The organism is Bradyrhizobium sp. CCBAU 51745, assembly GCF_028128715.1.
Lineage (GTDB): Bacteria > Pseudomonadota > Alphaproteobacteria > Rhizobiales > Xanthobacteraceae > Bradyrhizobium > Bradyrhizobium manausense.
Genome location: NZ_LBJP01000087.1, coordinates 172,887 through 194,921 on the forward strand (window position 1 = coordinate 172,887; position 22,035 = coordinate 194,921).

Here is a 22,035-nt window from a genome sequence, read left to right on the forward strand (position 1 = left end):
TCCGGGATATCTCGCCGCGCCGATAGACCCCGGATTTCGCTGCGCTCCATCCAGGCTACGCGCTCTCCCCAAAACAAAGCCCCCAAAGCAAAAGGGCGGCAGATCGCTCTGCCGCCCTTGTTAGTCAGTCTCGGAATAAAGCTTACTTCAGGTTGGTCATCGCCGTCAGGTCGAAGGACAGCTTGGCGATACCGGCCGCGCCGCACCAGTTGGAGCCGACGCCGGTCGGGTTGATCGCGGTGATATTGTTGCTGCCTGAACCATTGAAGGCGCTGGTGAAGGCGTTGCAATTGCCCTTGTTCAGATCGGTGTCGGAGTAACGCAGATCCAGCGTGAACACCTTGTAGGTGAAGCCGATGCCGATATTCCAGGTGTTGTAGTCGGCGTATTTGATGCCGTTCGGGAACGGGCCAGCGAAGCCGGGATTGGTGAAGGTGGTACCGTAGAACGAATCGCTGGTACCGAGGAACTGGCGACCGAACTCACCCGACACGTACATGCCGACGCCACTCGAACCGAAGATGGTGCTGGGCGCAGTGTACTTGGCGGTGATCGAGGCGTAGTCGCCCCAAGCACCCGAATTCAGGAAGTTCGGCGAGTAGTACTCGTTCACACCGACCGACCAATTGTCGTTGATGGTGTAAGTCATCTTGCCGTAGACTTCGAAGAAGCTGACATCCTTCTTCATGACGTTGCCATCGGCGAGGAAGATCGTGTTGCTGCTGACGGGGCAGACGCCGCCACCGGGAACACCACCGGTCAGCACGCTGTCGGCGCAGTTCCCACCGGGATACAGGTAGCCCCAAACACCGATATCGAAGGCGAAAGCACCAAAGGTCGGGCGGATACCGCCGTAGACGTCGATCTCGGCTGCGGCGCGGTTGGCGAACGAGATGCTCTCGCCGGACACGCCGACATAGAGCTGCAGGTCCTTGGTGACGTTGTAGCGCGGCTCGAAATAGGCGGCGACCGAGGGCTTATGGTTCGACTGGGTCACGCCGCGGAAGATGTAGTCGTTCATGAGGGCGCCGCCGAAGGCGATATCCCAGGGATCGAACGCAGGCGGCGGAGGAGCCTTCAGGGCCTTCACAGGCATGTCCGCCGCGAAAGCCGACCCGGTCACCATTGCCAGCGCCGTTGCCAACAAAGTCACTTTTTTCATTTCGATCCCCATCACCAAGTTCTAAACCCCGGTCGAGCTCCGGAAGCCCCCCGGGGCACCCGACCTGATTGCAAATTTCATAACTGAGGCAATCTGGATGGTGGAACGCAAAGCGAGAAGCAAAAAACACAAGCATCTGCCGACTTTTTAGGCGTTCTGGCGATTCCACGAAAGGTTGTCGGTGGGTGTTGCTTCTCGATCACATTATTTTCACGGCAAAGTGCGCTGAGATGCCCGGGATACTACGGAGATCCCCGCTCCCCGGCACGCACGCTACGAATCAGGTGACTCAAAAACGGGCAGCCTCCGGCAGCCTCTGACGGAGGTGGCAAAAAGGCCGCAGCGTCGCCGCTGCGGCCTTCCTGCTGTCGACCGGTCGCCCGGGGGGAAGCCTGGTCCGGTGGACCTGGCCTTCGACCTAACCCTGCCCTTCGGCCGGCGTTGATTCCGCAGAAGACGAAGGCATCGCCCAGCTTGTCTCAGCGGCCGGCTCGGGGGCCGGCGCGGCTACCGGGGCCGCCGGCTTCGGCGCGGGAGCTGCCTTCGCCTTCTTCGGTGCCGCTTTCGTTGCGGTCGTCTTGGCGGCCTTCTTCGGCGCCGCCTTCTTGGCAGCGGCTTTCTTCGCTGTCTTCTTCGGTGCTGCCTTCTTGGCCGATTTCTTCGCGGCCTTCTTGGCGGACTTCTTGGCAGACTTCTTGGCCGCCTTCTTCTTCGTCGCCTTCTTCGTCGCTACAACCTTCTTGGCCTTTTTGGCTTTTTTGGCCTTCTTGCTTTTCTTCTTGCTCGCTTTCGCCATCGTGGTCCTCCTGTTGCCGCCGAACTATGGTGGATCGGGCGCCTTCAGCCGTCACCTCGGGACGAAGGTTCAGCTCGACGCCTTCAATGCCGGCCGCGACCCGCCCGTAGCCCAATCGAGAAGCTCAATCGTGTGTACGACCGGAACTGACGTGCCACCGGCAATCTGCACCATGCAGCCGATATTGCCTGCGGCAATCATGTCCGGCTTCACGCTTGCGATGTTGGCGACCTTGCGATCGCGCAACCTCCCCGCAAGCTCGGGCTGGAGAATGTTGTAAGTCCCCGCCGAACCGCAACACAAATGGCTCTCCGGCACATCTTTCACCACGAATCCATTCTTGGAAAGCAATTCTTTCGGAAGGCCCGTGATTTTCTGCCCGTGCTGCAACGAACATGCGGAGTGATAGGCGACGACGATGTTGTCCTGTTGCGTGCTCGGCGCAAGGCTGAGATCAGCGACATATTCGGTGATGTCTTTCGCAAGCGCGGACACCTTTGCCGCATCGGCTGCGAACACGGCGTCCTCGCGCAGCAGATAGCCGTAATCCTTGATGACGGTGCCGCAGCCGGACGTCGTCACCAGGATGGCATCGAGCCCCTCGCCCGCGGCCTCCCTGTGCCACGCCGCGACATTGGCGCGGGCGCGCGCCAGCGCATCCTCGTCGTCTCCGAGGTGATGGGTGAGCGCGCCGCAGCATTGCTCGTCCTTGACCAGGACGACCTCGATGCCGTGGCGGGTGAGAAGGCTGATGGCAGCCTGGTTGATGCGCGGCGCCAGCACCTGCTGGGCACAGCCCTGGAGCAGCGCGACCCGGCCCCGCTTCTTGCCGAGCGCCGCGAACACGCTGCCAGGAGGAGCACCCGGCGCCGGCAGCCGGCCGGGAGCCAACGCCAGCATCGCCTTGAGACGCTGAACCAGGCCTGGCGTGGCCGAGGGCCGCGGGGTCGGCAGGAAGACGGCAAGGGGCCGGGCCAGCTGTGCCAGCCGCATGCTGATGCGAAACCATCGCGGGTCCGGCAGGACGAAGGCCAGCAGGCGGCGCAACAGCCGCTCGGCGAGCGGGCGCTGATAGCGCTGCTCGATCCGGACCCGGGCCTGGTCGACGAGATGCATGTAGTTCACCCCGGACGGGCAGGTCGTCATACAAGCCAGGCACGACAGACAGCGATCGACATGCTTGACCACCTCTGGCGTCGGCGCCTGGTCCTGCTCCAGCATCTGCTTGATCAGATAGATGCGGCCGCGCGGGCTATCGAGTTCGTCGCCGAGCAGGACGTAGGTCGGACAGGTCGCGGTGCAGAAGCCGCAATGGACGCAGGCGCGCAGGATCTTGTCGGCTTCCGCGATGTCGGGGTCAGCAAGCTGGACGAGTGAGAATTCGGTCTTCATGCCGTAGCCCGCCTTAGGCGTCCCCGGTTCAGAATCGACTTCGGATCGAAGCTGGCGCGGACCCGTTCGCTCAACGCGGCGACGCCGGGCGCCTGCGGATGGAACACGTCGACGCTGCGCCTGACGTCCTCAACCGCCCGGATCAGCGTGGCATGCCCGCCGACTGCATCAACACGCTGGCGCACGGAGGGGGCATGCGCGTCGGCCTTCGGCGGCAGTGCCGCCCAGATCAGCCCGCCGCCCCAGTCATAGATCACATCGCCTCCGGTCTCGCGCGCCAATTGCGTGCCGAGCAGCGCCCCCGAGGCTGGCGGGCAGACGATCCGCCACACCGGCCAAGCGCCGAGCGCGCCGCTGGCAGCAAACGGCAGCACATCGCGGATGGCGGCCCATAGCACCGACGAGGCGGCATCCTCGATCAGGGTCGCCGCGCCGAACGGCGCCAGCAACTCGCGCAACGATCCGGCCCGGTGAGTGGCGGAGGCCGTGATGCCCTCGAGCCGCAGCGCGGTCACCGCCTCGCCCTGGCCGGCGATATCGCCGAGCTCGTCAGTCCTGGTCCGCAGCGCCGATTTCGGCAGATGCGCGGCGCCGGAGACGTCGTAGGGGGAGCCGAGGGCCACGGTCATCGCCTTGTTCGCGTCAGCATCGTCGAGGCCGCGGAGCAGCAGCGTCCGCTCCGCTTCCGGCTTCGGCATCACCTTCAGCGTCACTTCGGTCATGACGGACAGCGTGCCCCAGGATCCCGCGAGGAGCTTGCAGAGGTCATAGCCGGTGACGTTTTTCACCACCCTGCCGCCGGTTTTAAAACTGTCGCCGAAGCCGGAGACGGCATGCGCCCCGAGGAGATGATCGCGCGCCCCGCCCGCCTTGATCCGGCGTGGGCCTGCAAGCCCTGCCGCGATCATGCCGCCGATGGTTCCTGAGACGGGCGTGCCGAGCAGCGGCGCGGTGTTAACAGGCTCAAAAGCGAATTGCTGGTTCTTGGCGTCGATCAGCGACAGCACGTCCGCCAGCGGCGCACCGGCCTGGAGCGTGACGATCAATTCGTTCGGCTCGTAGGATGTGACCGCATTCAGCGCGGAGACGTCGAGCACGGCATTGGTCGCCATCGTGTGCCCGATGCTGCGCTTACCGCCATGGCCGACAATCTCGAGCGGCTGCTCGTTGGCAATTGCCGCGCGCACCACCTCTTCGACGTCTTTGGCGTCTCTGACCTTGAGCGTATCCACGGGAGAAGGCGGTATCCAAGTTTAGAGCGGAAAGCAAATCTGGCGCATTGCAGCGACGATGAGCGCTAGAACCGCGGAATGTCCGGAAACGCCAGCTTGCCCGCGTGCACATGCATGCGGCCGAGTTCCGCGCAGCGGTGCAGGGTCGGAAACACTTTTCCGGGATTGAGCAGGCCTTGCGCGTCGAAGGCGCATTTCAACCGTTGCTGCTGGTTGAGGTCGATCTCGGTGAACATGTCGCCCATGAGATCGCGCTTCTCGATGCCGACGCCGTGCTCGCCGGTGAGCACGCCGCCGAACTCGACGCAGGCGCGCAGGATGTCGGCGCCGAAGGCTTCGGCGCGCTCGATCTCACCGGGCTTGTTGGCATCGTAGAGGATCAGCGGATGCAGATTGCCGTCGCCGGCGTGGAACACGTTGGCGCAGCCGAGCTGGTATTTTTCGCCGAGCTCGCGGATGCGCGCCAGCGCCTTCGGCAGCGCGCCGCGCGGAATGGTACCGTCCATGCAGAGATAATCGGGCGAGATGCGGCCGACTGCGGGGAACGCGGCCTTGCGGCCGGCCCAGAACAGGTTGCGCTCGGCCTCCGAGGTCGAGATCTGGCAGGTGGTCGAGCCACAGGCATTTGCGATGGTCTCGACGCGCGTGATCAACTCGTCGACCTCGATCTTGGGACCGTCGAGCTCGATGATCAGCAGCGCCTCCACATCCAGCGGATAGCCGGCATGGACGAAGGCCTCCGCGGCGTGGATCGCCGGCTTGTCCATCATCTCCATGCCACCGGGAATGATGCCGGCCCCGATGATGCGCGCCACGCATTCGCCGGCCGCCTCGACCTCGGCGAAGCCGACCATCAGCGCGCGCGCCGTCTCCGGCTTCTGCAGGATGCGCACGGTGATCTCGGTGATGACGCCGAGCAGGCCTTCCGAGCCGGTGATGACGCCCATCAGATCATAGCCGGAATTCTCGCACCCCTTGCCGCCGATGCGCAGGATCTCGCCGCTCATCAGGACAATCTCGCAACCGAGCACGTTGTTGGTGGTCATGCCGTATTTCAGGCAATGCACGCCGCCGGAATTTTCCGCGACATTGCCACCGATCGAGCAGGCGATCTGCGAGGACGGATCTGGCGCATAGTAGAAGCCGGCATGCGCGACGGCCTGGCTGATGGCGAGATTGGTGACGCCTGGCTCGGTGACGACGACACGGTTGTCGAAATCGATCTCGCGGATGCGCTTGAACTTGCCGAGGCCGAGCAGCACGCCGTCCTCGAGCGGCAGCGCGCCGCCCGATAGCGACGTGCCCGAGCCGCGCGGCACCACCTTGATGCCATGGGCGGCACAATATTTCAGAACGAGCGAGACCTGCTCGGTCGTATCGGGCAGCACCACGACCATCGGCGGCTGCCGGTAGGCGGTCAGCCCGTCGGATTCATAGGCCCGCATCTCGGCAGGCGTATCGATCACGCCCTCGCCGGGCACGATTGCGCGCAAGGCGGCGACGATCTCCCTGCGGCGCGCCAGCACCGCCTGATCGCTCGCGGGCATCATGATGGCCATGTTGCAAACCTTCTTCGGGCATTGGAATTTGTTCCGGCAAATCAATCATGTCTGCCCACGTTTGGGTAGGGTCCTCCGAAGGTCGCATTGCTTTGTCGCAACGCAAGTTCTCTCTGAGGCAAGTCTGCTATCAGGAAACCTGTCAGGGTTTGGCGGCTTGTCCACGTGCATCGGACCTGCCAAAAACCACGATCCCCCCCTCTGACCCCGGGAAGAGACGAAGAGCTATGAAAAAATTGACTTTCGGCGCGTTGGTTGCCCTTGCCATGACTGCCTTAGCCTCCACCGCGATGGCGCAGGATGTCGCGGCCGGCAAATCGTCGTTCAACAAGTGTCTGGCCTGCCACGCCATCGGCGAAGGCGCCAAGAACAAGGTCGGCCCCGAGCTCAACGGCCTCGACGGCCGCAAGTCCGGCACCGCGCCCGACTACAATTATTCCGATGCGAACAAGAATTCCGGCATCACCTGGAACGAGGCGCAGTTCAAGGAATACATCAAGGATCCGAAGGCCAAGATCCCCGGCACCAAGATGGCGTTCGCCGGCATCAAGAACGAAACCGAGATCAACAATCTCTGGTCCTTCATCTCCCAGTTCGACAAGGACGGAAAGGTCAAGCAGTAGGCGGACATACGGCGGCCGCTAATCGGCGGCCGCCTGCGCCGGGGCAATGCGACCGATCATCGTCTCGATCTCGGTCTTCACCAGATCCGGCACGGCATTCTGCACCATGTGGCCGAGATCTGGCAGCACGATCAGCTTTGCATTTGCGACCGTCGCGGCGAAAGGGCGCGCGTGGACGTCGGTCCTCACCGTCTTGTCGGGCGCGCCTGCGATGATCGTGACCGGCACTCTGATCTCGCCGTAGCGCGGAGCCTGCGCGGCCACCGATTCCTTGAGCGTCACCAGATCATAGGCATTGGCGATGAATTCGCGCGGCCGCAGCAATAGCGGCGTCGCGGACTCCTTCACGAATCCATCAGGCATCGTCTGCGGCAAGAAGACGTTGCGTGCGCCCGATTCGGTGACGAACAAGCCCAGCGGCAGCGTGATGGTGGAGGCGAGCAGCGGGCCGATGACAGGTGTTGCGATGATCTCGTTGTAGCGGCCGACGCCGCCGCGCCAGGGATGGGTCACCGGTGCCAGCATGACGAGACCGGCGACGCGGCTTGCATGATCGAGCGCCAGCCGCGCGCCCAGCGCACCGCTCCAGGAATGCACGACGAAAACGGCGCGATCGATTCCGAGCTTGCCAAGCGCCTCGTCGATCATCCGCGCCTGAATCTGAGGCGTCGAATCCTGCCGTCGCGCACGCGTGCTCCAGCCGTGCCCGGGCCGGTCGATCAGGATGACGCGATGATCCCTGGCGAGCATGTCGCCGAGCGGTCGCCGCATCACTTCGAGATTGGAGCTTGCTCCGTGCAGCATGACGATCGGCAATCCCGCATCGCGCGGGCCGATGTCGACGACGTGCAGCGTTGCACCCTCGACCTCGATCATCCGGCCCTGCGGCGGAAAGGAGCGTTGCACCAGGACGATTCCGGCCTGCGTGACCAGCGCGAGCAGGGCCAGCGCCGTCACGGCTGATAAAACGATCATGAGGACAGTCCGGACGATCCTGGGCACATGGCAGTTACGAATGACGCAGACGGCAGTTTCGCGCGGGGAGGCTCAGGGCTTCCACCGGAAATGCTGCCCTGTGGATATGTGCATAATTGCCGGACTAAAAAATACAATAAAATCAATGCTGCAGCTGAATGACACACAAGCCTCCGACCAGCTTCATGCCGTCGTCATCGCGCCGTCCTTACAATCGCCACGGTCGGTTCCGCCATCTAGACGCGGATGGGCGCCGATCCCTCCTCGCATCCTCAGGGGATGCAGGAAAGACCGGCAAGATTGTCCTGGTTTGAACCGGAGGATTTTCGATGAGCTTCAGATCGAATGACACCGCAATCGACGAGATCGTCGCAAGCTGCAACGGCGATCTGCGCGGTGCGGTGCGGGCGCTGCTGCTTATCAACGAGCATCTCGAGACCGAACTCGCCAAGGCCTACGCTGCGGCGGCCGATCGCGGTTTCGCCGAGCGCGGCACCAACGTCCTGCACTAGCCCAGGCTAGCCGGCGCCGTCCTCGGCCTTTTGCTCGTCTGGCGTGAGCACGGGACAGGCGCGGATGGTCGAGCGCGCGAGCTTGGCGTCGTCCTTGGATTTGTAGGGACCGTCGCCGAACCAGATGTCGCCGTAGATGACCGGATTGCTGGTCACGATGTTGCATTTGCCGGTGGCGCGATTGCCGACCACCCAGAACAGCCCGTTGGCGAGGCTGATCGTTCCCGACGCCAACAGCAAGCTACAAGCAAAGATCAAGCGCTTCATGGCTGTGCTCCCTGCCATGCAGGTAAACCTGCGGCACCGCCGGCAATAGTCCTTGCGACACTGCGCTTGCGATCGTGGTTAATCTCCACGCGCCGCAACCGCTCGAAAGATGATCGAAATATCGGCTAGATGTCGCGGCCTTCGACCTTCTCGGTCAAGGCCTTTACCTGTTCAGGGATCTTCTCCAGGTGCGGATTGACGGCGAGCGCCTTGCGATAGGCCTCGAGCGCGCGTTTCTCGTCACCGACGTCCTGCATGATCATGCCGAGGCCTGCGAGCGCACCGAAATGGCGGGGCTCGCGGGTCAGCACCTCGCGGATGTCGGCGAGCGAGCGAGCATAGTCGTTCTGCATGTAATAGAGCGTGGCGCGACGATTCCAGGCTTCGATGTAGTCGGGCCGGAGCTTGACGACGGAATCGAGCAGCTTGATCGCGACGTCGATCTTCTGCGCATCGACCGCCGCCTTGGCCCGCGTCATCAAGAGCGCGGCGGTGTCGCTGGGGGTCTGCAGCCAGATCGCCCAGATCCGCGCCTCGACATGCTTGGCGCTGACCTCATCAGGCGCAGCCTTGAGCGCGCCGAACAGGAAATCGAGATTCTTGGTGCGGTCGGCCTTGGGCAGCTTGGCCGGCGCCTCGGGCAGCTTCTTCTGCTGCTTCGCCGGCGGGGCCGCATCATTCTGCGCCAGCGCCGGCGCGAGGCCGGCAGTGCCGAGAACCAGGGCCAGCCACAGCGTGCGCGCGAAAGGGAATCTCACGGTCATGGTGAAAGTGTAAACGCGCACAGCCGCCCTTGCAAAGCAAAGGCGGCGTCAAACTCGCGTGAGACCGTGGTCTTGCGGGGGCGCGCGGGGCGACCGCCGGGCAATCAGCCTTTGCTGATCAGCCTTGGCGAGCCTTGAAGCGGCGCTGCACCTTGTTGATCACATAGACCCGGCCCTTGCGGCGGACCAGGCGGTTGGCGCGATGGCGACCGCGCAGCGACTTCAGCGAGTTACGGACCTTCATGGCAGAATCCTGGACGTTCGAAAGGCCGTGTTCGGCACTACCGTTTCGGCACGCGCGAATGTGGCAAAATGAGATCTTTCCCGCTGGCGGACCGGCCGCCCGGGACGGGGCGGTTCTTAAGGCATGGCGGGAGGTCATGTCAATGTTAACTGGCCGGTTCCCAACGACCAAATCGCGAAAACAACCCCATGCACAGTAGAAGCGGCCGGATCGGCCCGATTCTATCCAGCCGCGGCGAGACCCTGCAAAGATCTTCGCGGGCCGGCGATTTCCCGCCGGCGACGCCTTGCCAAATTCGTTATATTCTATAATCAATTTGGCAACCCGTCGGGAGGACACAAATGCCCAAGCTGAAGCTGCCTGATATCGACAAGGTCGTCGCCATCGACATCCACACCCATGCCGAGGAGCCCTGCGGCACCCATCCCGACGACGGCTATGACGATTTCCAGGCGCAGATGGCGGAGTATTTTAAGTCGCCGCACAAGCATCCGCCGACCGTGCCGGAGACCGCGGCCTATTACCGCTCCAAGAACATCGCCGCGGTGATCTTCCCCGTCGATGCCGAGCGCGAGACCGGCTTCCGCCGCTACAAGAATGAGGAGATGCTGGAGATCGCCTCCGACCATCTCGACGTCCTCATCCCCTTCGTCTCGATCGACCCGCACAAGGGCAAGTTAGGGGTGCGTGAGGCGCGCAAGCTGATCGAGGAATACGGCGTGCGCGGCTTCAAATTCCATCCGACCATGCAGGGCTTCTACGCCAACGACCGCATGGCCTATCCGCTCTATGAAGAGATCAACAATGGCGGCGCGATCGCGCTGTTTCACACCGGCCAGACCGGCGTCGGCTCGGGCATGCCGGGCGGCATGGGCATGCGGCTGAAATATTCCAACCCGATGTACATGGACGACGTCGCGGCTGATTTCCCCGACCTCAAGATCATCCTCGCCCACCCCTCCTTCCCCTGGCAGGAAGAGGCGCTCTCGGTCGCGACCCACAAGCCGAACGTCTATATCGACCTCTCCGGCTGGTCGCCAAAGTATTTCCCGCCGATCCTGGTGCGCTACATCAACTCGATCCTGCAGGACAAGATGCTGTTCGGCTCGGACTGGCCTGTGATCACGCCGGACCGCTGGCTGTCCGACTTCGCCAAGATCGACATCCGCGACGACATCAGGCCGAAGGTGCTGAAGGCCAACGCGCGCAAGATTTTGGGGATCTAGGCGCGACCTCACGACGTCCGCCCATTGCCCGAGAGCGGACGTCGGCGTGTCAGCGCGATCAGTTCACGCTCGCCAGATAGCCGGCCAGAATTGTCCGGCTTTGGCTGAGCGTCTCGATTCGTTCGTCAATCAGGCCGACCTGCTGAGCGAGTATTCTTCGCAGCTCGTTGCACGGTGTGAAGGCCGGGTCGTTGTTGCGCACACATGGAAGCAGCTGCTGGATCGTCTCAAGCGTCATCCCGGCTGCGCCAAGCATCTTGATCCGCCGCACCGTCTCCTCTTCCGCCGGACCATAATCGCGATAACCGGAGCCGGTCCGCTGCGGCGCTAGCAGCCCTTCGGCCTCGTAATATCGCAACATCCGCACACTGACCCCAGTCCGCCGTGAGAGTTCGCCAATTTTCATTTGAAAACCTCTTGACCCTGACAGTGCTGTCAGACCCTACAGACTGTGCCCATCCAAGTCATGCCACTTGTGAAGGGTGCAACGATGAAAGCCTACCATTTGAATGGCCATGCAGGTGCTGGCCGCCTCGTACGCGTCGATCTCGGCAAACCTGAACCCGCCGACGGAGAGGTTCGCATCCGCGTCGAAGCGGCCAGTCTCAACTACCGAGACCTGATCACCCTCGACCGTGCAGGACAAACCGGGCTCAACGGCCGCGTGCCGCTCTCCGACGGTGCGGGCATCGTTGACGCAATTGGTTCTAACGTCGTGCAATGGCAGGTCGGCGATCGCGTTGCTGCGTCATTCTTTCGCGATTGGGTCTCGGGGCCATTCAAGTCCAGCTACGTTTCGTCGTCCCTCGGTGGCACCTCGACGGACGGAATGCTCGCAGAATATGTCGTGCTGCCTGCGACCGCGCTCGTCGCCGTGCCGCCGCATCTGTCCTCGGTCGAGGCGGCGACATTGCCCTGTGCCGGCGTTACGGTCTGGCACGGCCTGATCACACGCGGCGGGATGCGCAAAGGCGACACGCTGCTTGTCCAGGGAACTGGTGGGGTTGCACTGTTCGGCCTTCAATTCGCGACGGCGCTCGGCGCACGCGCAATCGTGATCTCGTCCTCGGACGAGAAACTCGCCCGCGCCAGGATGCTGGGCGGCTCGATCCTCATCAACTACCGCGACACGCCCGACTGGGACGCCGCTGTGATGAAAGCCACTGATGGCGAAGGTGCTAGTCACATTCTCGAACTTGGCGGCCCCGGTACCTATGACCGGTCGCTTCGCTCCGTCGCGTCGGGCGGCAAGATCATCCAGATTGGCGTCTTGACCGGGTTCGGCCCGAAACCAGACCTCGCCCGCCTGCAATGGGAGAACGCCGACATCATTGGTGTCACCGTTGGATCGGCCGAACATTTGGTGGCGATGAACAGCTTCCTGACCGGCCATGCGATCCACCCGATCGTGGATCGCGTCTTTGGTTTCGCGGAAGTCCCAGAAGCCTATGCTCGCCTGCGGAGCGGCTCGCATTTCGGCAAGGTCGTCGTAGAGTTCTAGAGGCCAAGGCGGCCTTGCTCCACCTTTTCCGCTTGCCTGCGCTCGCTCGTTCAGCATCGAGGCCGATCGCCGATTGAACGCCGCCGGCAACAAAATGGGCCGCGGCACGTTAGCTCCGTAGCACGGTTTGCCCGAGCGGAGTGTTCATGGCTACCGAGATCATCAGGGCAGGCGGATGCCTGTGCGGAGACGTCCGCTATTCCGTGAGAGGCGATCCCTTCAAGAGCGGGCTCTGTCATTGCGCCGATTGCCGCAAGGTGACGGGCTCGGCTTTTCTTGCCTACGCCGATTGGCGACCGGCGCAATTTGAATATAGCGGCAAGGTACAGACGTATCGGGGACGAAGCTTTTGTCCGAATTGCGGATCTCGCCTGTTCAGCCGGAACGAACGGCAAGTCGAGATATACATCGGCACCCTGGACAGCGTCCCCAGCGGCATTGCTCCGATCGACGAAGGTTGGATCATCCGGCGCGAGCCATGGCAGCCTCCGATCGAAGCAGCGTCACAACATGAGAAGGACGTGCCTCCTCACTCTGAATAGGTCCAACAACTGCTGGAGGCTCCGTTCGTCAGGCGATGGGTTTCGCAAGGGCTCAACCCATCCTACGGACTCGCCCATGCCAAGGACGCTCGGCAAGTACACGCGCTTCGATCAGCCTTCTTGAACGGCAGCTGCCGCCTTGCGGATGACGTCGATCACGACGTCGGGCTGGGAGAGCATCGGCACGTGGCTGCTTGCCACCTCGGTGACCGTCGCGCCCATGCGCTTGGAGACCCAGCGTTGCAGGTCGGGATGCACGGTGTGGTCCTGCGTCGCGAGGATGTACCAGCTTGGCTTTGACCTCCACGCGACCTTCTCTGCGCTCAGCTTCTGCTGCTGGAACAGATCGGCGACGGGCGCATAATGCGTGGCCCATACCAGCTTCTGCTCGGCCTCGGAAAGGTCTCCGGCAAAGAACTCGGTGCCGTTCGGCAGCATCCAGGCACGTCCGTCCGCGACCTCGACGCGCGAGAAGATGTCCGACGGATATTTGTTGAGCTGGTCTTGCACGGTTTCGCCCGCATCGGGGGCCACCGCTGCGATATAGACGAGGCCAACCACGCGGGGATCAGTGCCGGCGCCGGTGATAGTGGCTCCGCCATAGGAATGACCGACGAGCAGGACCGGGCTGCCGACGCGGTTGAGCGTGCGCTTCACCGTCGCAAGGTCTTCTTCATAGGAGTCCAGACCATATTGGACGGCGATGACCTCGTGGCCATCGGCCTGCAACGCAGGAATGACCTTGCTGAAGCACGAGCCGTCAGCCCAGATACCGTGACAAAAGACGATTGTCGGCTTCGATGTGACGGACATGGGCACCCCCTGGGGAGTCGCGATTGCAGCCCAATTCTGTCGAAGTGACGCAGCTGCGTCTTTCGAAATCACCCGAATCGACAGAAAGGAGACGCCTCAAACCGCGTCTCCTTTAGCGAGCGAAACGTCACGGCGTGCGACGCCATCGGTGCCGCTAAGGTCGCGGCGTTGGCTGCGGCGAGGGTGTCGCGGCAGGCTGCTGCGACGCCGGAGCAGAAGGTTGCTGTTGCGGTGCTGCTGTGACCGGCAACGAATCGCCGCCGCCGTGCGGGACGCACGTCCCTACATTGCTGAGCAGCCGTTTGGCCTCGATATCGCGGGCTTTCTTGTAGTCGCTGCGGCGGTCGATCCTTGCCGCAGCCGTGCGATCCCAGGCATCGAACGCGTCAGCATAGTGCTGCCGCATCTGCTCCTCAGCGGAAAGGCAATCACTGAACTTGTCGAACACCAGATCGGTGTTGACGGGTGAGATGCCGCCGACCAAGACGACCAACATCCATTTCATCGCGCCAGCCTACGTTCGTGCCCGCTAACGGGAACGAAGAGGCACCGGCAAAGTTCCGAAGGGAGCCCAGGTGCTGACGATATGCGCGCGGGCCTATTCATCTTCTAGTGCGTACGAATCTCATGGGATGGTTGGATCGCAATCCCCTTGCAGTGGCCAAGCTCCGCTGTCCTTTGGTAAGCTGACGATACACGCACTCTCCCAAGCGGGATTGTTGTGACCACACCGCCCGAAAGGACAGCCCATGAGCATCAAAGCCGTCGTGTTCGACGCCTACGGGACGCTCTACGACATCCAGTCGGTCGCTGACATCACCGAAGAGGCCTTTCCCGGCTATGGCGAGATCATCACGCAGGTCTGGCGGATCAAGCAGCTCGAATACACCTGGCTGCGCTCACTGATGCGGCGCTATCGGGATTTTGCCGCCGTGACACGCGACTCGCTGGCTTATACGCTCCGCATGCTTGGGCTCGCTTATGACAACGAGGCCTTTGAGCGCGTCATCGAGAAATATCTGCATCTCGATCTCTATCCGGACGCGACCACCGCGCTCACCGCCTTGAAGCCGCGAAAGCTTGCCATCCTCTCCAACGGCAGCCCGGACATGCTGAACGCCCTGGTGCGCAATTCCGGGCTCGACCGCCTGCTCGATGCCACCATCAGTGTCGACGCGAGGAAGATCTTCAAGCCGAGCCCGGAGGCCTATGAGTTGATCGGCGAGGTGCTCGGCACCGGGCCTGAGGAGGTGCTGTTCGTCTCCTCCAATCCCTGGGACGTCGCCGGCGCCAAGTCATTCGGGCTGAACGTCGCCTGGATCGAGCTGATAACGCCGGAGGCCATGGCACTGGCTTGCGTCGAGACCGAACTCGTGGCACCGCTGACAATGTTCAAGGCGATCCGCACCCAGATGGACGAGCTCGGCTTTGCGCCTGACTATCTGATGCGTTCGCTGTCGGACCTGCCCGGGATCATCAAGGGATGACCCGGACATTGCCGCCCGCCCGTAAGTCCTCGATGAGCCCATTGGAATGAGCCTTCAATCCGTTCGCGCCTTCTTCGCCGAGAAAGCCCCCGATATCTCTGTCATGGAATCCCCGATCAGCTCGGCGACGGTGGCGCTGGCCGCCGAAGCCTATGGCGTCGAGCCCGGCATGATCGCCAAGACGCTGTCCTTGCGCATCGGCGAGCGTGTGATCCTGATCGTCGCCGCCGGCACCTCGCGCATGGACAACAGGAAGGTGAAGGCGCAGTTCGGCGGCAAGCCGAAGATGCTGGGGCTGGAAGAGGTCGCCGACATCACCGGCCACGAGGTCGGCGGCGTCTGCCCGTTCGGGCTGAAATCACCGCTGCCGGTCTATTGTGACATCTCGTTGAAGGCATACGAATTGGTGGTGCCGGCCGCGGGCTCGACCCACAGCGCCGTCCGCATCACGCCGGAACGGATGGCCGAGCTGACCGCCGCTGAATGGGTCGATGTCTGCGAGGTCAGGCCGTAACGCGCCGCGCGGATCTCACATCTAGCCACCCCAGCCGCAATAGGGCCGGCAGCGATAGCCTGCACGATGCCAATGGCCCCAGTGCCAGCCGAAACGCGCCTGCACCAGGTCGCTCTCCTGCACCATCGGCCTGGCGGCTCCGGACAAAGGCGTGACTGGAGCTGCCATTGCAGGTGCGCCGAGCAACAGCGCGCCAATCACGAAAGATGCAGCAGGAATTCCGGTCTTGAATTTGGTCTTGAATTTGGTCTCGGACATGACATTCCTCCGATCCACAGCCTGCGACCGCAATCAACCTGGCAGAGGGCAATTCGTTGCACTGACATGACGGTTTCGGGACGGGACGGCCGGTCTGTGAACCGTGATGGCGCAAGATGCAATGCCTGATGCATTTGCCGGTCAGCTCGGAAAACCGCTGCACGGTTTTCCGGATCATGCTCTAATGTGGGGACCATGCCCGACGACAAGGTGAAACGACGACTGACCACCGTGCTGTGCGCTGACGTGTACGGCTATTCCCGACTCATGGAAGCGGACGAGGCCGGAACGCTGGAGGCGCTGCGCCGCTCCCGCTCGGCCATCGCCCGACTGGTCGAGCGCCATGACGGCCGCATCGTGAATACCTGGGGCGATGCCGTGATCGCCGAGTTCGCCAGCGTGGTCGAGGCCGTGCAAAGCGCGATCGAGATTCAGCAGGAAATATCCGATCAGGAATCGGTCGCGCCGCAAGCGAGCGCGATGCGGTTTCGCATCGGCATCAATCTCGGCGACGTGATGGTGGATGGCACCAACATCTATGGTGACGGGGTCAATATCGCATCGCGGCTGCAGGAGCTCGCCGACCCCGGCGGGGTCGTGATCTCGAGCTCCGTCTACGACCAGGTGCACAACAAATTATCCGTTGGTTTCGACTGTCTAGGCCAGCGCCCGATGAAGAACATCGCGCCCCTGACCAGCTATCGGCTGACCCTGGGCGGCCAGGCCGCCGGGCAAGCCGGCCTCCCCTTGCAGGAAAACCGGACTCCATCACAGAGCGCGCGCGCTCCGGGGATCGACGACAGGCGCGAGCCATCATCGTCCACGAATGCCGTTTCGGATTGGCTGGGAAGGCTGCCGCGGCCGGTCGCCGTGGCGCTAACCGTCTCGGCCTTCCTGATCACGATCAATCTGTTCACCGGCGCGCATAAGATCTGGTTCCATTGGCCAGTCGCGATCATCCTGCTCGGCGCCGCCTTGCGGACGGTGCTCGGACGTCGACCGGAACGGGACAGAAGCTAGGCAGCGCTAATCATTGTCATAGGGCCGTGGCTGCACCTGCTGAGGGGGCGGCGCATTGTCATAGCGCGGCGGCGGCGCTGCCCGATTGCGCGGGACTTGCTGTTGCGGCGGCATCTGATTGTTGGACTGGAACACAGCGCGGCAGCCGCTGGAAAGTTGCGGCGTGTTCTGTCGCAGGCAAGCGGTGATGCGGCTCACATCCGGAATCTGGTCGCTGCACAGCCGCCAGACGTCGGGCGTGCAGGCCATCTGCTGCTCCAGGGTTCCACGATATTCTTCAGCGGAGGCTACGCCCTGTGCGACGATGCCAATCGCTAGCGCCACACCCAGCGCAATCCGCTCTTCTCGCATGGTTCCAATCCCTTCCAAACTCGCTCGATTTGTTTTCAATCAATGAGGCGCGGACAGGTTCTGGACCAACAACAAAATGTGAGGAAGGGGCTGGAACCTATTCCACCCTGCCAATCTTCTTCACCGCCGCGATCAGCCGTGCGCTGTCGGTTGCGACGAACTTGGCGAACTCGGGCGCATCCTGATACGCGACGAGGCTGCCCGAGGCGTCGAACGTTTTGAGCACGTCCGGGCTCGTCATCACCTGCGCCATCGCTTCGCGCAAGCGGCTCGCGACCGGTGCGGGGAGCGCGCTCTGTGCGAACAGCCCGGCCCAGATGTACATCTCGACATCCTTGTAACCCAACTCCTGAAAGGTCGGCACGTCGGGGAAGCTCGCGATGCGATGCGCACCGCAATTGCCGAGCACGCGCAGCTTGCCGTCGTCGACCTGCGGCTTCAGCGTGCCCGGCGCCGCCGCGATCGCCTGCACGGTACCACTGAGCAGCGCAGTCAGCGCCGGCCCTGCGCCGCGGAACGGCACATGCAGCAATTTGATGTCGGCGCTGTTTGCGAACATCTCCATCGCCACATGCAGCGTGCCATAGGGACCGGACGAACCATAAGTGATCTGGCCGGGGCGTTTCTTCGCGTCCGCGACGAATTCCTGCGCCGTCTTCCATGGCGCCGAAGTCGGCACCGCAAGCAGCGTCGGATCGGCCAGCACGCGCGCGATCGGCATGAACTGCGACATTTCGTAGGCAACGGGGCGGTCGAACAGCCGGTCGGCCTCGGGCAACACCGCGAGCGAGGACAATGTCATCAGCAGGGTGTAGCCATCGGGCTCGGCGCGCGCGGCCGCGGCATTGCCGACCGATCCGCCGGCGCCGCCGGCACGGTTGTCGACGATGACGGACTTGCCGAGGATCCGCTCCAGCGCCTGCGCGACGGGGCGCGCGGCGAGATCGGCCTGGCCGCCGGCGGGGAATGGCACGATCATGGTGATGTTGCGAACGGGGTAGGTTTGCGCGAAGGCCGGCGCCGGTAACGCGGCCCGCAACATTGGCAATGCGGCAACGGCGCGCAAGACGTCACGTCGATCCATGCGTCGATTCATGCGTCGATTCATGGCAGCCCCCTCCCGTTGTTTTCTTGTTTCGCTCCCAGCCTAGCGTCACAGGCCGCAAGAACAAGTCGTTTACGAAGTGTTAGCCATGTTCGGCCTCGTCCGGAACGCATCCCTCCCCCCTCCGTTGCCCCAGCAGGGAGTGTGAGGAGGGAACGTGCCGTGGGAAAACTTGCGACCATTGACCTCGCCCTGGACGAGATGCTGGTGAACCTGGCGGCGATCGTCCTGCGGCTTTCAAAGCCCGAGATAACGCGAACGCCGGAAGCCCGCCGCGCCCTGACGCAATCGGTGCACCAATACGCGGTATGCGCCGCGCGCTCGACCGACCCGCGCGTGCATGAATTGAAGACGCAGTTGGAGAACACGATCAAGCCGAGCCTGCGCATCGTCGCGATCGATGGCGTGAAGGTGTCGTAGCGAGATCTCGTAGGGTGGGCAAAGGCGCGCTCTTGGCGCGCCGTGCCCACGCTCACTCGCCGAATTGCACATGTCCCTGCGAACAGAGGGAAGAACATCCGCCCTGTGCGCGCTGATATCGAGACACCTGCAATCCCCTCGGGCAAAGACGTGGGCACGCTTCGCTTTGCCCACCCTACGATAGTAACGAGATGCCGTAGGGTGGGCAAAGTCGCGCTCTTGGCGCGCCGTGCCCACGCTCACTCGCCGAATTGCCCGGAAATATCACGCATGTCCCCGCCCCAATCCACGGGAAGCGTGCCCTGCTCCACGTAGCGATGGAAGCTGCTGAGAGACCAATCGCGCACCCGGGTGACGAGGCCGTGCTTCACGGGATTGAAGTGAATGTAATCGACGTGTCTCTCCAAATCCTCTTCATCACGGATCGCGTGCTCCCAATAGCGGCGCTGCCAGATGCCCTTCTCGCGTTTTTTCAATTTGCTCATTGAAGGCGAGCCGGCCTCCATACCTCGCGAAAAGCCGCCTTTGATCAGATTCCAACGCGATGAAAAGTCGACGTCATGGTCCGGAAGCGACCAAATGGCATGGAGATGATCGGGAAGGACACAAATAGCGACCGTCTCGAACGGGCGGCGCTGCTGGACAGTCTGATAAATTCGTCTCAGGCGATCAACATCGTCCACGAGGAGAGTAGTTGAGCGATCAGCGAGCACGACGGTGAAGAAGAACGTGCTGCCCTGTGCGCGCCGATATCGAGACACTGGCGATCCCCCGCGGCAAAGACGTGGGCACGCTGCGCTTTGCCCACCCTACGATAGTTTGCTCGAGGGATAGACTAGCGAGATCTCGTAGGGTGGGCAAAGGCGCGCTCTTCGCGCGCCGTGCCCACGCTCACTCGCCGAATTGCCCGACTGTCGGGCATAGCCCTGCAAGCACGGCGGTCCCTTGTGGGCGCCGATGGCGAGACGCTTGCGACCCCGAGGCAAAGACGTGGGCACGCTTCGCTTTGCCCACCCTACGATAGTTTGCTCGAGGGATGGACTAGCGAGATCTCGTAGGGTGGGCAAAGGCGCGCTCTTGGCGCGCCGTGCCCACGGTCACTCGCCGAATTGCCCGACTGTCGGGCATAGCCCTGCAAGCACGGCGGTCCCTTGTGGGCGCCGATGGCGAGACGCTTGCGATCACCCCGGGGCAAAGACGTGGGCACGCTTCGCTTTGCCCACCCTACGATAGTTTGCTCGAGGGATGGACTAGCGAGATCTCGTAGGGTGGGCAAAGGCGCGCTCTTGGCGCGCCGTGCCCACGGTCACTCGCCGAATTGCCCGACTGTCGGGCATAGCCCTGCAAGCACGGCGGTCCCTTGTGGGCGCCGATGGCGAGACGCTTGCGATTACCCCGGGGCAAAGACGTGGGCACGCTGCGCTTTGCCCGCCCTACGATAGCTGTTTGCAGGATAGACTAACGCCCTCCATAGTGGCTATCCCGCCTTCGCACGCTTCTGCGGCTTCCGCTTGCAGGTGCCGGGCAGCTTCGCCGCCAGGAAATCAGCGAGCGCTTCGACCCGCGCGGGGCGCGGGCCGCCGGGCGGAGTGACGAGGTGCACGGCGCCTTCGGCCTGCTTCCAGTCTTTCAGGATGACCTCGACGGCGCCGGACGAAATGGCGTCGCCGACGATGAACTCGGGCAGCTCGGCGATGCCGAGGCCGGCGATGAGCGAGGGCATCACGGCTTCACCGTTGTTGACGCGAAGCTGGCCGCCGGGACGGACGCTGGCCTGCTCGCCGGCGGCGTTGGTGTAGTGCCAGAGGTTCGGTGTCGAGAGATAGGCGTAAGCGAAGCATTTGTGCTCGGCGAGATGCATCGGATGCGTGGGACGACCGTGCTTCCTGAGATAGGACGGCGCGGCCACGGTGAAGCGCGGCATGGTGAACAGCCGGCGCGCGATCAGCGAGGAATCCGGCAGGCGCGCGATCCGCACCGCGATGTCGAAACCTTCGCCGATCAGATCGACGGTCGCATCGCTCAAGTGAAGATCGACCGAGACCTCCGGATAGGTCTCGAAGAACTCCGGCAAGAGCGGCGCCACCGCCTTGATGCCGAACGTCATGGGCACCGCCAACCGCACCAGCCCGCGCGGCGCCACCGATTGCGCCAAGGCCTCGTTCTCGGCTGCCTCGCCGTCGGCAAGCAGCCGCGTGGCGCGGTCGGCGAGCTTATGGCCGGCATCGGTCAGCGCGAGACGCCGCGATGTGCGGTTGAACAAGCGGGCCCCTAACCGCTCCTCCAGGCGGGTGACAGCCTTGGACACTGTCGCCTTGGACATTGTGAGCTCGCTGGCGGCCCCCGCAAACGACCGTAGCTCCACGACTTTTGCAAAAATCGCGAGCGCCTCGAAATCGGGGAGTTTTGCCATGGCTGGGTCCGTCAGGGTTATCCTGGGAAACAATGTGTTTCGACAGTTTCTATTTCTATACCACAGGCGACGGCTTATCCAAGGTCCATCAGGAATTGAGGACTGCTCCAACCCAGGGGATGACGCAAATGATCGAACTCAGACCTTTCGATAAGCTCGGCGGCGCCGATCACGGCTGGCTGAAAGCCAAGCATCATTTCTCCTTCGCCAGTCACTACGATCCGAACAACATGGGTCATGGCGCGTTGCGGGTGTGGAACGATGACGAGATCGCGCCGAACACCGGCTTTCCCGCCCATCCCCACGCCAACATGGAGATCATCACCTATGTGCGCGAAGGCGCGATCACCCATCAGGACAGCCTCGGCAACGAGGGCCGCACGGAAGCGGGCGACGTGCAGGTGATGAGTGCCGGCAGCGGCATCCGCCATTCCGAGTACAATCTCGAGCCGACCAGGACCCGGATCTTCCAGATCTGGATCGAGCCTGTGGCGCGCGGCGGTCAGCCGACCTGGGGCTCAAAACCGTTTCCGAAGGCGGATCGCTCCGGCAGGCTTGTCACCATCGCGAGCGGCCTTGACGGTGACACCGACGCGCTGCCGATCCGCGCCGATGCGCGGGTGCTCGCCACCACGCTGAAGGCCGGCGAGAGCGCGGAGTACGAGCCCCACAAGGCGCGCCACCTGTATCTGGTGCCCGCGGCCGGCGCGATCGAGGTCAACGGCGTGCGCGTCAATGCGCGCGACGGGGCCGCGATCCGCGACGAGAGCAAGCTGACCATCACGGCGCTCGAAGATTCCGAGCTCGTGCTCGTCGACGCGGCGTAAACCGCTCTCTCCGTCATGGCCGGGCTTGTCCC

27 protein-coding genes are annotated in these 22,035 nt (G+C 63.1%); 10 read left to right on the forward strand and 17 right to left on the reverse strand.

What is annotated here, in order from left to right:
• Positions 1-142: 142 nt before the first annotated feature.
• The 5 genes from XH98_RS28715 to XH98_RS28735 form a co-directional block, all read right to left on the reverse strand.
• Complete coding sequence (locus XH98_RS28715) at positions 143-1,162, reverse strand: TorF family putative porin (RefSeq protein WP_271600720.1); 1,020 nt, start codon at positions 1,160-1,162, stop codon at positions 143-145.
• A gap of 418 nt (positions 1,163-1,580) precedes the next feature.
• The gene (locus tag XH98_RS28720; RefSeq protein WP_271620607.1) at positions 1,581-1,958 is read right to left on the reverse strand and encodes a histone; all 378 of its coding nucleotides are present in this window, start codon (positions 1,956-1,958) and stop codon (positions 1,581-1,583) included.
• 69 nt (positions 1,959-2,027) lie between these two features.
• Positions 2,028-3,350: a glycolate oxidase subunit GlcF gene (gene glcF / locus XH98_RS28725; RefSeq protein ID WP_271620608.1), complete on the reverse strand. Its 1,323-nt coding sequence runs from the start codon at positions 3,348-3,350 to the stop codon at positions 2,028-2,030.
• Positions 3,347-4,582 carry an FAD-binding protein gene (locus XH98_RS28730; protein ID WP_271620609.1) on the reverse strand — a complete coding sequence of 412 codons (1,236 nt, stop codon included), beginning with the start codon at positions 4,580-4,582 and terminating at the stop codon, positions 3,347-3,349. The genes glcF and XH98_RS28730 overlap by 4 nt, the downstream gene beginning before the upstream one ends.
• 65 nt (positions 4,583-4,647) lie before the next feature.
• Positions 4,648-6,141 carry an FAD-linked oxidase C-terminal domain-containing protein gene (locus XH98_RS28735; RefSeq protein ID WP_271600724.1) on the reverse strand — a complete coding sequence of 498 codons (1,494 nt, stop codon included), beginning with the start codon at positions 6,139-6,141 and terminating at the stop codon, positions 4,648-4,650.
• A gap of 227 nt (positions 6,142-6,368) precedes the next feature.
• On the opposite strand from XH98_RS28735, the gene cycA reads away from it, so the two are divergent.
• Entirely contained in the window at positions 6,369-6,764 is a 396-nt protein-coding gene (cycA, locus tag XH98_RS28740; protein WP_271620610.1) for a cytochrome c-550 CycA, read from the forward strand.
• An 18-nt stretch (positions 6,765-6,782) separates the two neighbouring features.
• Here the strand turns inward: cycA and XH98_RS28745 are convergent, their stop codons facing one another.
• A complete protein-coding gene (locus tag XH98_RS28745) occupies positions 6,783-7,739 on the reverse strand; it encodes an alpha/beta fold hydrolase (RefSeq protein ID WP_271600725.1) in 957 nt (318 codons plus the stop codon).
• A 329-nt stretch (positions 7,740-8,068) separates the two neighbouring features.
• Between XH98_RS28745 and XH98_RS28750 the strand changes: the two genes are divergently transcribed.
• Positions 8,069-8,251 carry a hypothetical protein gene (locus XH98_RS28750; protein ID WP_057741840.1) on the forward strand — a complete coding sequence of 61 codons (183 nt, stop codon included), beginning with the start codon at positions 8,069-8,071 and terminating at the stop codon, positions 8,249-8,251.
• A gap of 6 nt (positions 8,252-8,257) precedes the next feature.
• On the opposite strand, the gene XH98_RS28755 is transcribed toward XH98_RS28750, so the two are convergent.
• The 3 genes from XH98_RS28755 to ykgO all read right to left on the reverse strand — a co-directional run bounded on the left by XH98_RS28755 (position 8,258) and on the right by ykgO (position 9,526).
• Positions 8,258-8,518, reverse strand: coding sequence for a hypothetical protein (locus XH98_RS28755; RefSeq protein ID WP_220002451.1), 261 nt, complete (start codon positions 8,516-8,518; stop codon positions 8,258-8,260).
• Between the two features lie 125 nt (positions 8,519-8,643).
• Positions 8,644-9,282, reverse strand: coding sequence for a tetratricopeptide repeat protein (locus XH98_RS28760; RefSeq protein ID WP_271620611.1), 639 nt, complete (start codon positions 9,280-9,282; stop codon positions 8,644-8,646).
• 118 nt (positions 9,283-9,400) lie between these two features.
• On the reverse strand, positions 9,401-9,526 hold the full coding sequence (ykgO, locus tag XH98_RS28765) for a type B 50S ribosomal protein L36 (protein WP_006611362.1): 126 nt from the start codon (positions 9,524-9,526) through the stop codon (positions 9,401-9,403).
• Between the two features lie 341 nt (positions 9,527-9,867).
• Between ykgO and XH98_RS28770 the strand changes: the two genes are divergently transcribed.
• On the forward strand, positions 9,868-10,752 hold the full coding sequence (locus XH98_RS28770) for an amidohydrolase family protein (RefSeq protein ID WP_057741849.1): 885 nt from the start codon (positions 9,868-9,870) through the stop codon (positions 10,750-10,752).
• Positions 10,753-10,810: 58 nt separating this feature from the next.
• Here XH98_RS28770 and XH98_RS28775 read toward each other — a convergent pair whose 3' ends face one another.
• Positions 10,811-11,158 (reverse strand): MerR family transcriptional regulator, encoded by a 348-nt coding sequence (locus tag XH98_RS28775; protein ID WP_271600727.1) that lies wholly within the window; start codon positions 11,156-11,158, stop codon positions 10,811-10,813.
• Between the two features lie 84 nt (positions 11,159-11,242).
• On the opposite strand from XH98_RS28775, the gene XH98_RS28780 reads away from it, so the two are divergent.
• Both XH98_RS28780 and XH98_RS28785 read left to right on the forward strand, forming a co-directional pair.
• Positions 11,243-12,253 carry a zinc-dependent alcohol dehydrogenase family protein gene (locus XH98_RS28780; protein WP_271600728.1) on the forward strand — a complete coding sequence of 337 codons (1,011 nt, stop codon included), beginning with the start codon at positions 11,243-11,245 and terminating at the stop codon, positions 12,251-12,253.
• A 146-nt stretch (positions 12,254-12,399) separates the two neighbouring features.
• The gene (locus XH98_RS28785) at positions 12,400-12,795 is read left to right on the forward strand and encodes a GFA family protein (RefSeq protein ID WP_271620612.1); all 396 of its coding nucleotides are present in this window, start codon (positions 12,400-12,402) and stop codon (positions 12,793-12,795) included.
• 111 nt (positions 12,796-12,906) lie between these two features.
• On the opposite strand, the gene XH98_RS28790 is transcribed toward XH98_RS28785, so the two are convergent.
• Positions 12,907-13,608 carry an alpha/beta fold hydrolase gene (locus tag XH98_RS28790; protein ID WP_271600729.1) on the reverse strand — a complete coding sequence of 234 codons (702 nt, stop codon included), beginning with the start codon at positions 13,606-13,608 and terminating at the stop codon, positions 12,907-12,909.
• Positions 13,609-13,762: 154 nt separating this feature from the next.
• Positions 13,763-14,092 (reverse strand): hypothetical protein, encoded by a 330-nt coding sequence (locus XH98_RS28795; protein ID WP_271600730.1) that lies wholly within the window; start codon positions 14,090-14,092, stop codon positions 13,763-13,765.
• A 265-nt stretch (positions 14,093-14,357) separates the two neighbouring features.
• Here XH98_RS28795 and XH98_RS28800 point away from each other — a divergent pair, with 265 nt between their 5' ends.
• Complete coding sequence (locus tag XH98_RS28800) at positions 14,358-15,095, forward strand: haloacid dehalogenase type II (RefSeq protein WP_271620613.1); 738 nt, start codon at positions 14,358-14,360, stop codon at positions 15,093-15,095.
• Positions 15,096-15,141: 46 nt separating this feature from the next.
• The gene (locus XH98_RS28805) at positions 15,142-15,609 is read left to right on the forward strand and encodes a YbaK/EbsC family protein (RefSeq protein ID WP_271600732.1); all 468 of its coding nucleotides are present in this window, start codon (positions 15,142-15,144) and stop codon (positions 15,607-15,609) included.
• Between the two features lie 21 nt (positions 15,610-15,630).
• Here the strand turns inward: XH98_RS28805 and XH98_RS28810 are convergent, their stop codons facing one another.
• Positions 15,631-15,867 carry a hypothetical protein gene (locus XH98_RS28810; protein WP_271620614.1) on the reverse strand — a complete coding sequence of 79 codons (237 nt, stop codon included), beginning with the start codon at positions 15,865-15,867 and terminating at the stop codon, positions 15,631-15,633.
• A gap of 195 nt (positions 15,868-16,062) precedes the next feature.
• On the opposite strand from XH98_RS28810, the gene XH98_RS28815 reads away from it, so the two are divergent.
• The gene (locus XH98_RS28815; protein ID WP_271620615.1) at positions 16,063-16,887 is read left to right on the forward strand and encodes an adenylate/guanylate cyclase domain-containing protein; all 825 of its coding nucleotides are present in this window, start codon (positions 16,063-16,065) and stop codon (positions 16,885-16,887) included.
• A gap of 6 nt (positions 16,888-16,893) precedes the next feature.
• On the opposite strand, the gene XH98_RS28820 is transcribed toward XH98_RS28815, so the two are convergent.
• Both XH98_RS28820 and XH98_RS28825 read right to left on the reverse strand, forming a co-directional pair.
• Positions 16,894-17,238, reverse strand: a complete 345-nt coding sequence (locus XH98_RS28820) for a hypothetical protein (protein WP_271620616.1) — start codon at positions 17,236-17,238, stop codon at positions 16,894-16,896.
• Between the two features lie 97 nt (positions 17,239-17,335).
• Complete coding sequence (locus XH98_RS28825; protein ID WP_271600801.1) at positions 17,336-18,322, reverse strand: Bug family tripartite tricarboxylate transporter substrate binding protein; 987 nt, start codon at positions 18,320-18,322, stop codon at positions 17,336-17,338.
• A 183-nt stretch (positions 18,323-18,505) separates the two neighbouring features.
• Between XH98_RS28825 and XH98_RS28830 the strand changes: the two genes are divergently transcribed.
• On the forward strand, positions 18,506-18,763 hold the full coding sequence (locus tag XH98_RS28830; RefSeq protein WP_057741890.1) for a hypothetical protein: 258 nt from the start codon (positions 18,506-18,508) through the stop codon (positions 18,761-18,763).
• Positions 18,764-19,002: 239 nt separating this feature from the next.
• Here XH98_RS28830 and XH98_RS28835 read toward each other — a convergent pair whose 3' ends face one another.
• Both XH98_RS28835 and XH98_RS28840 read right to left on the reverse strand, forming a co-directional pair.
• Positions 19,003-19,524: an REP-associated tyrosine transposase gene (locus XH98_RS28835; protein WP_271620617.1), complete on the reverse strand. Its 522-nt coding sequence runs from the start codon at positions 19,522-19,524 to the stop codon at positions 19,003-19,005.
• Positions 19,525-20,240: 716 nt separating this feature from the next.
• Positions 20,241-21,176: a LysR family transcriptional regulator gene (locus XH98_RS28840; protein WP_271600736.1), complete on the reverse strand. Its 936-nt coding sequence runs from the start codon at positions 21,174-21,176 to the stop codon at positions 20,241-20,243.
• Between the two features lie 128 nt (positions 21,177-21,304).
• Between XH98_RS28840 and XH98_RS28845 the strand changes: the two genes are divergently transcribed.
• Entirely contained in the window at positions 21,305-22,003 is a 699-nt protein-coding gene (locus XH98_RS28845) for a pirin family protein (RefSeq protein WP_271600737.1), read from the forward strand.
• The last annotated feature ends 32 nt before the right edge of the window (positions 22,004-22,035 follow it).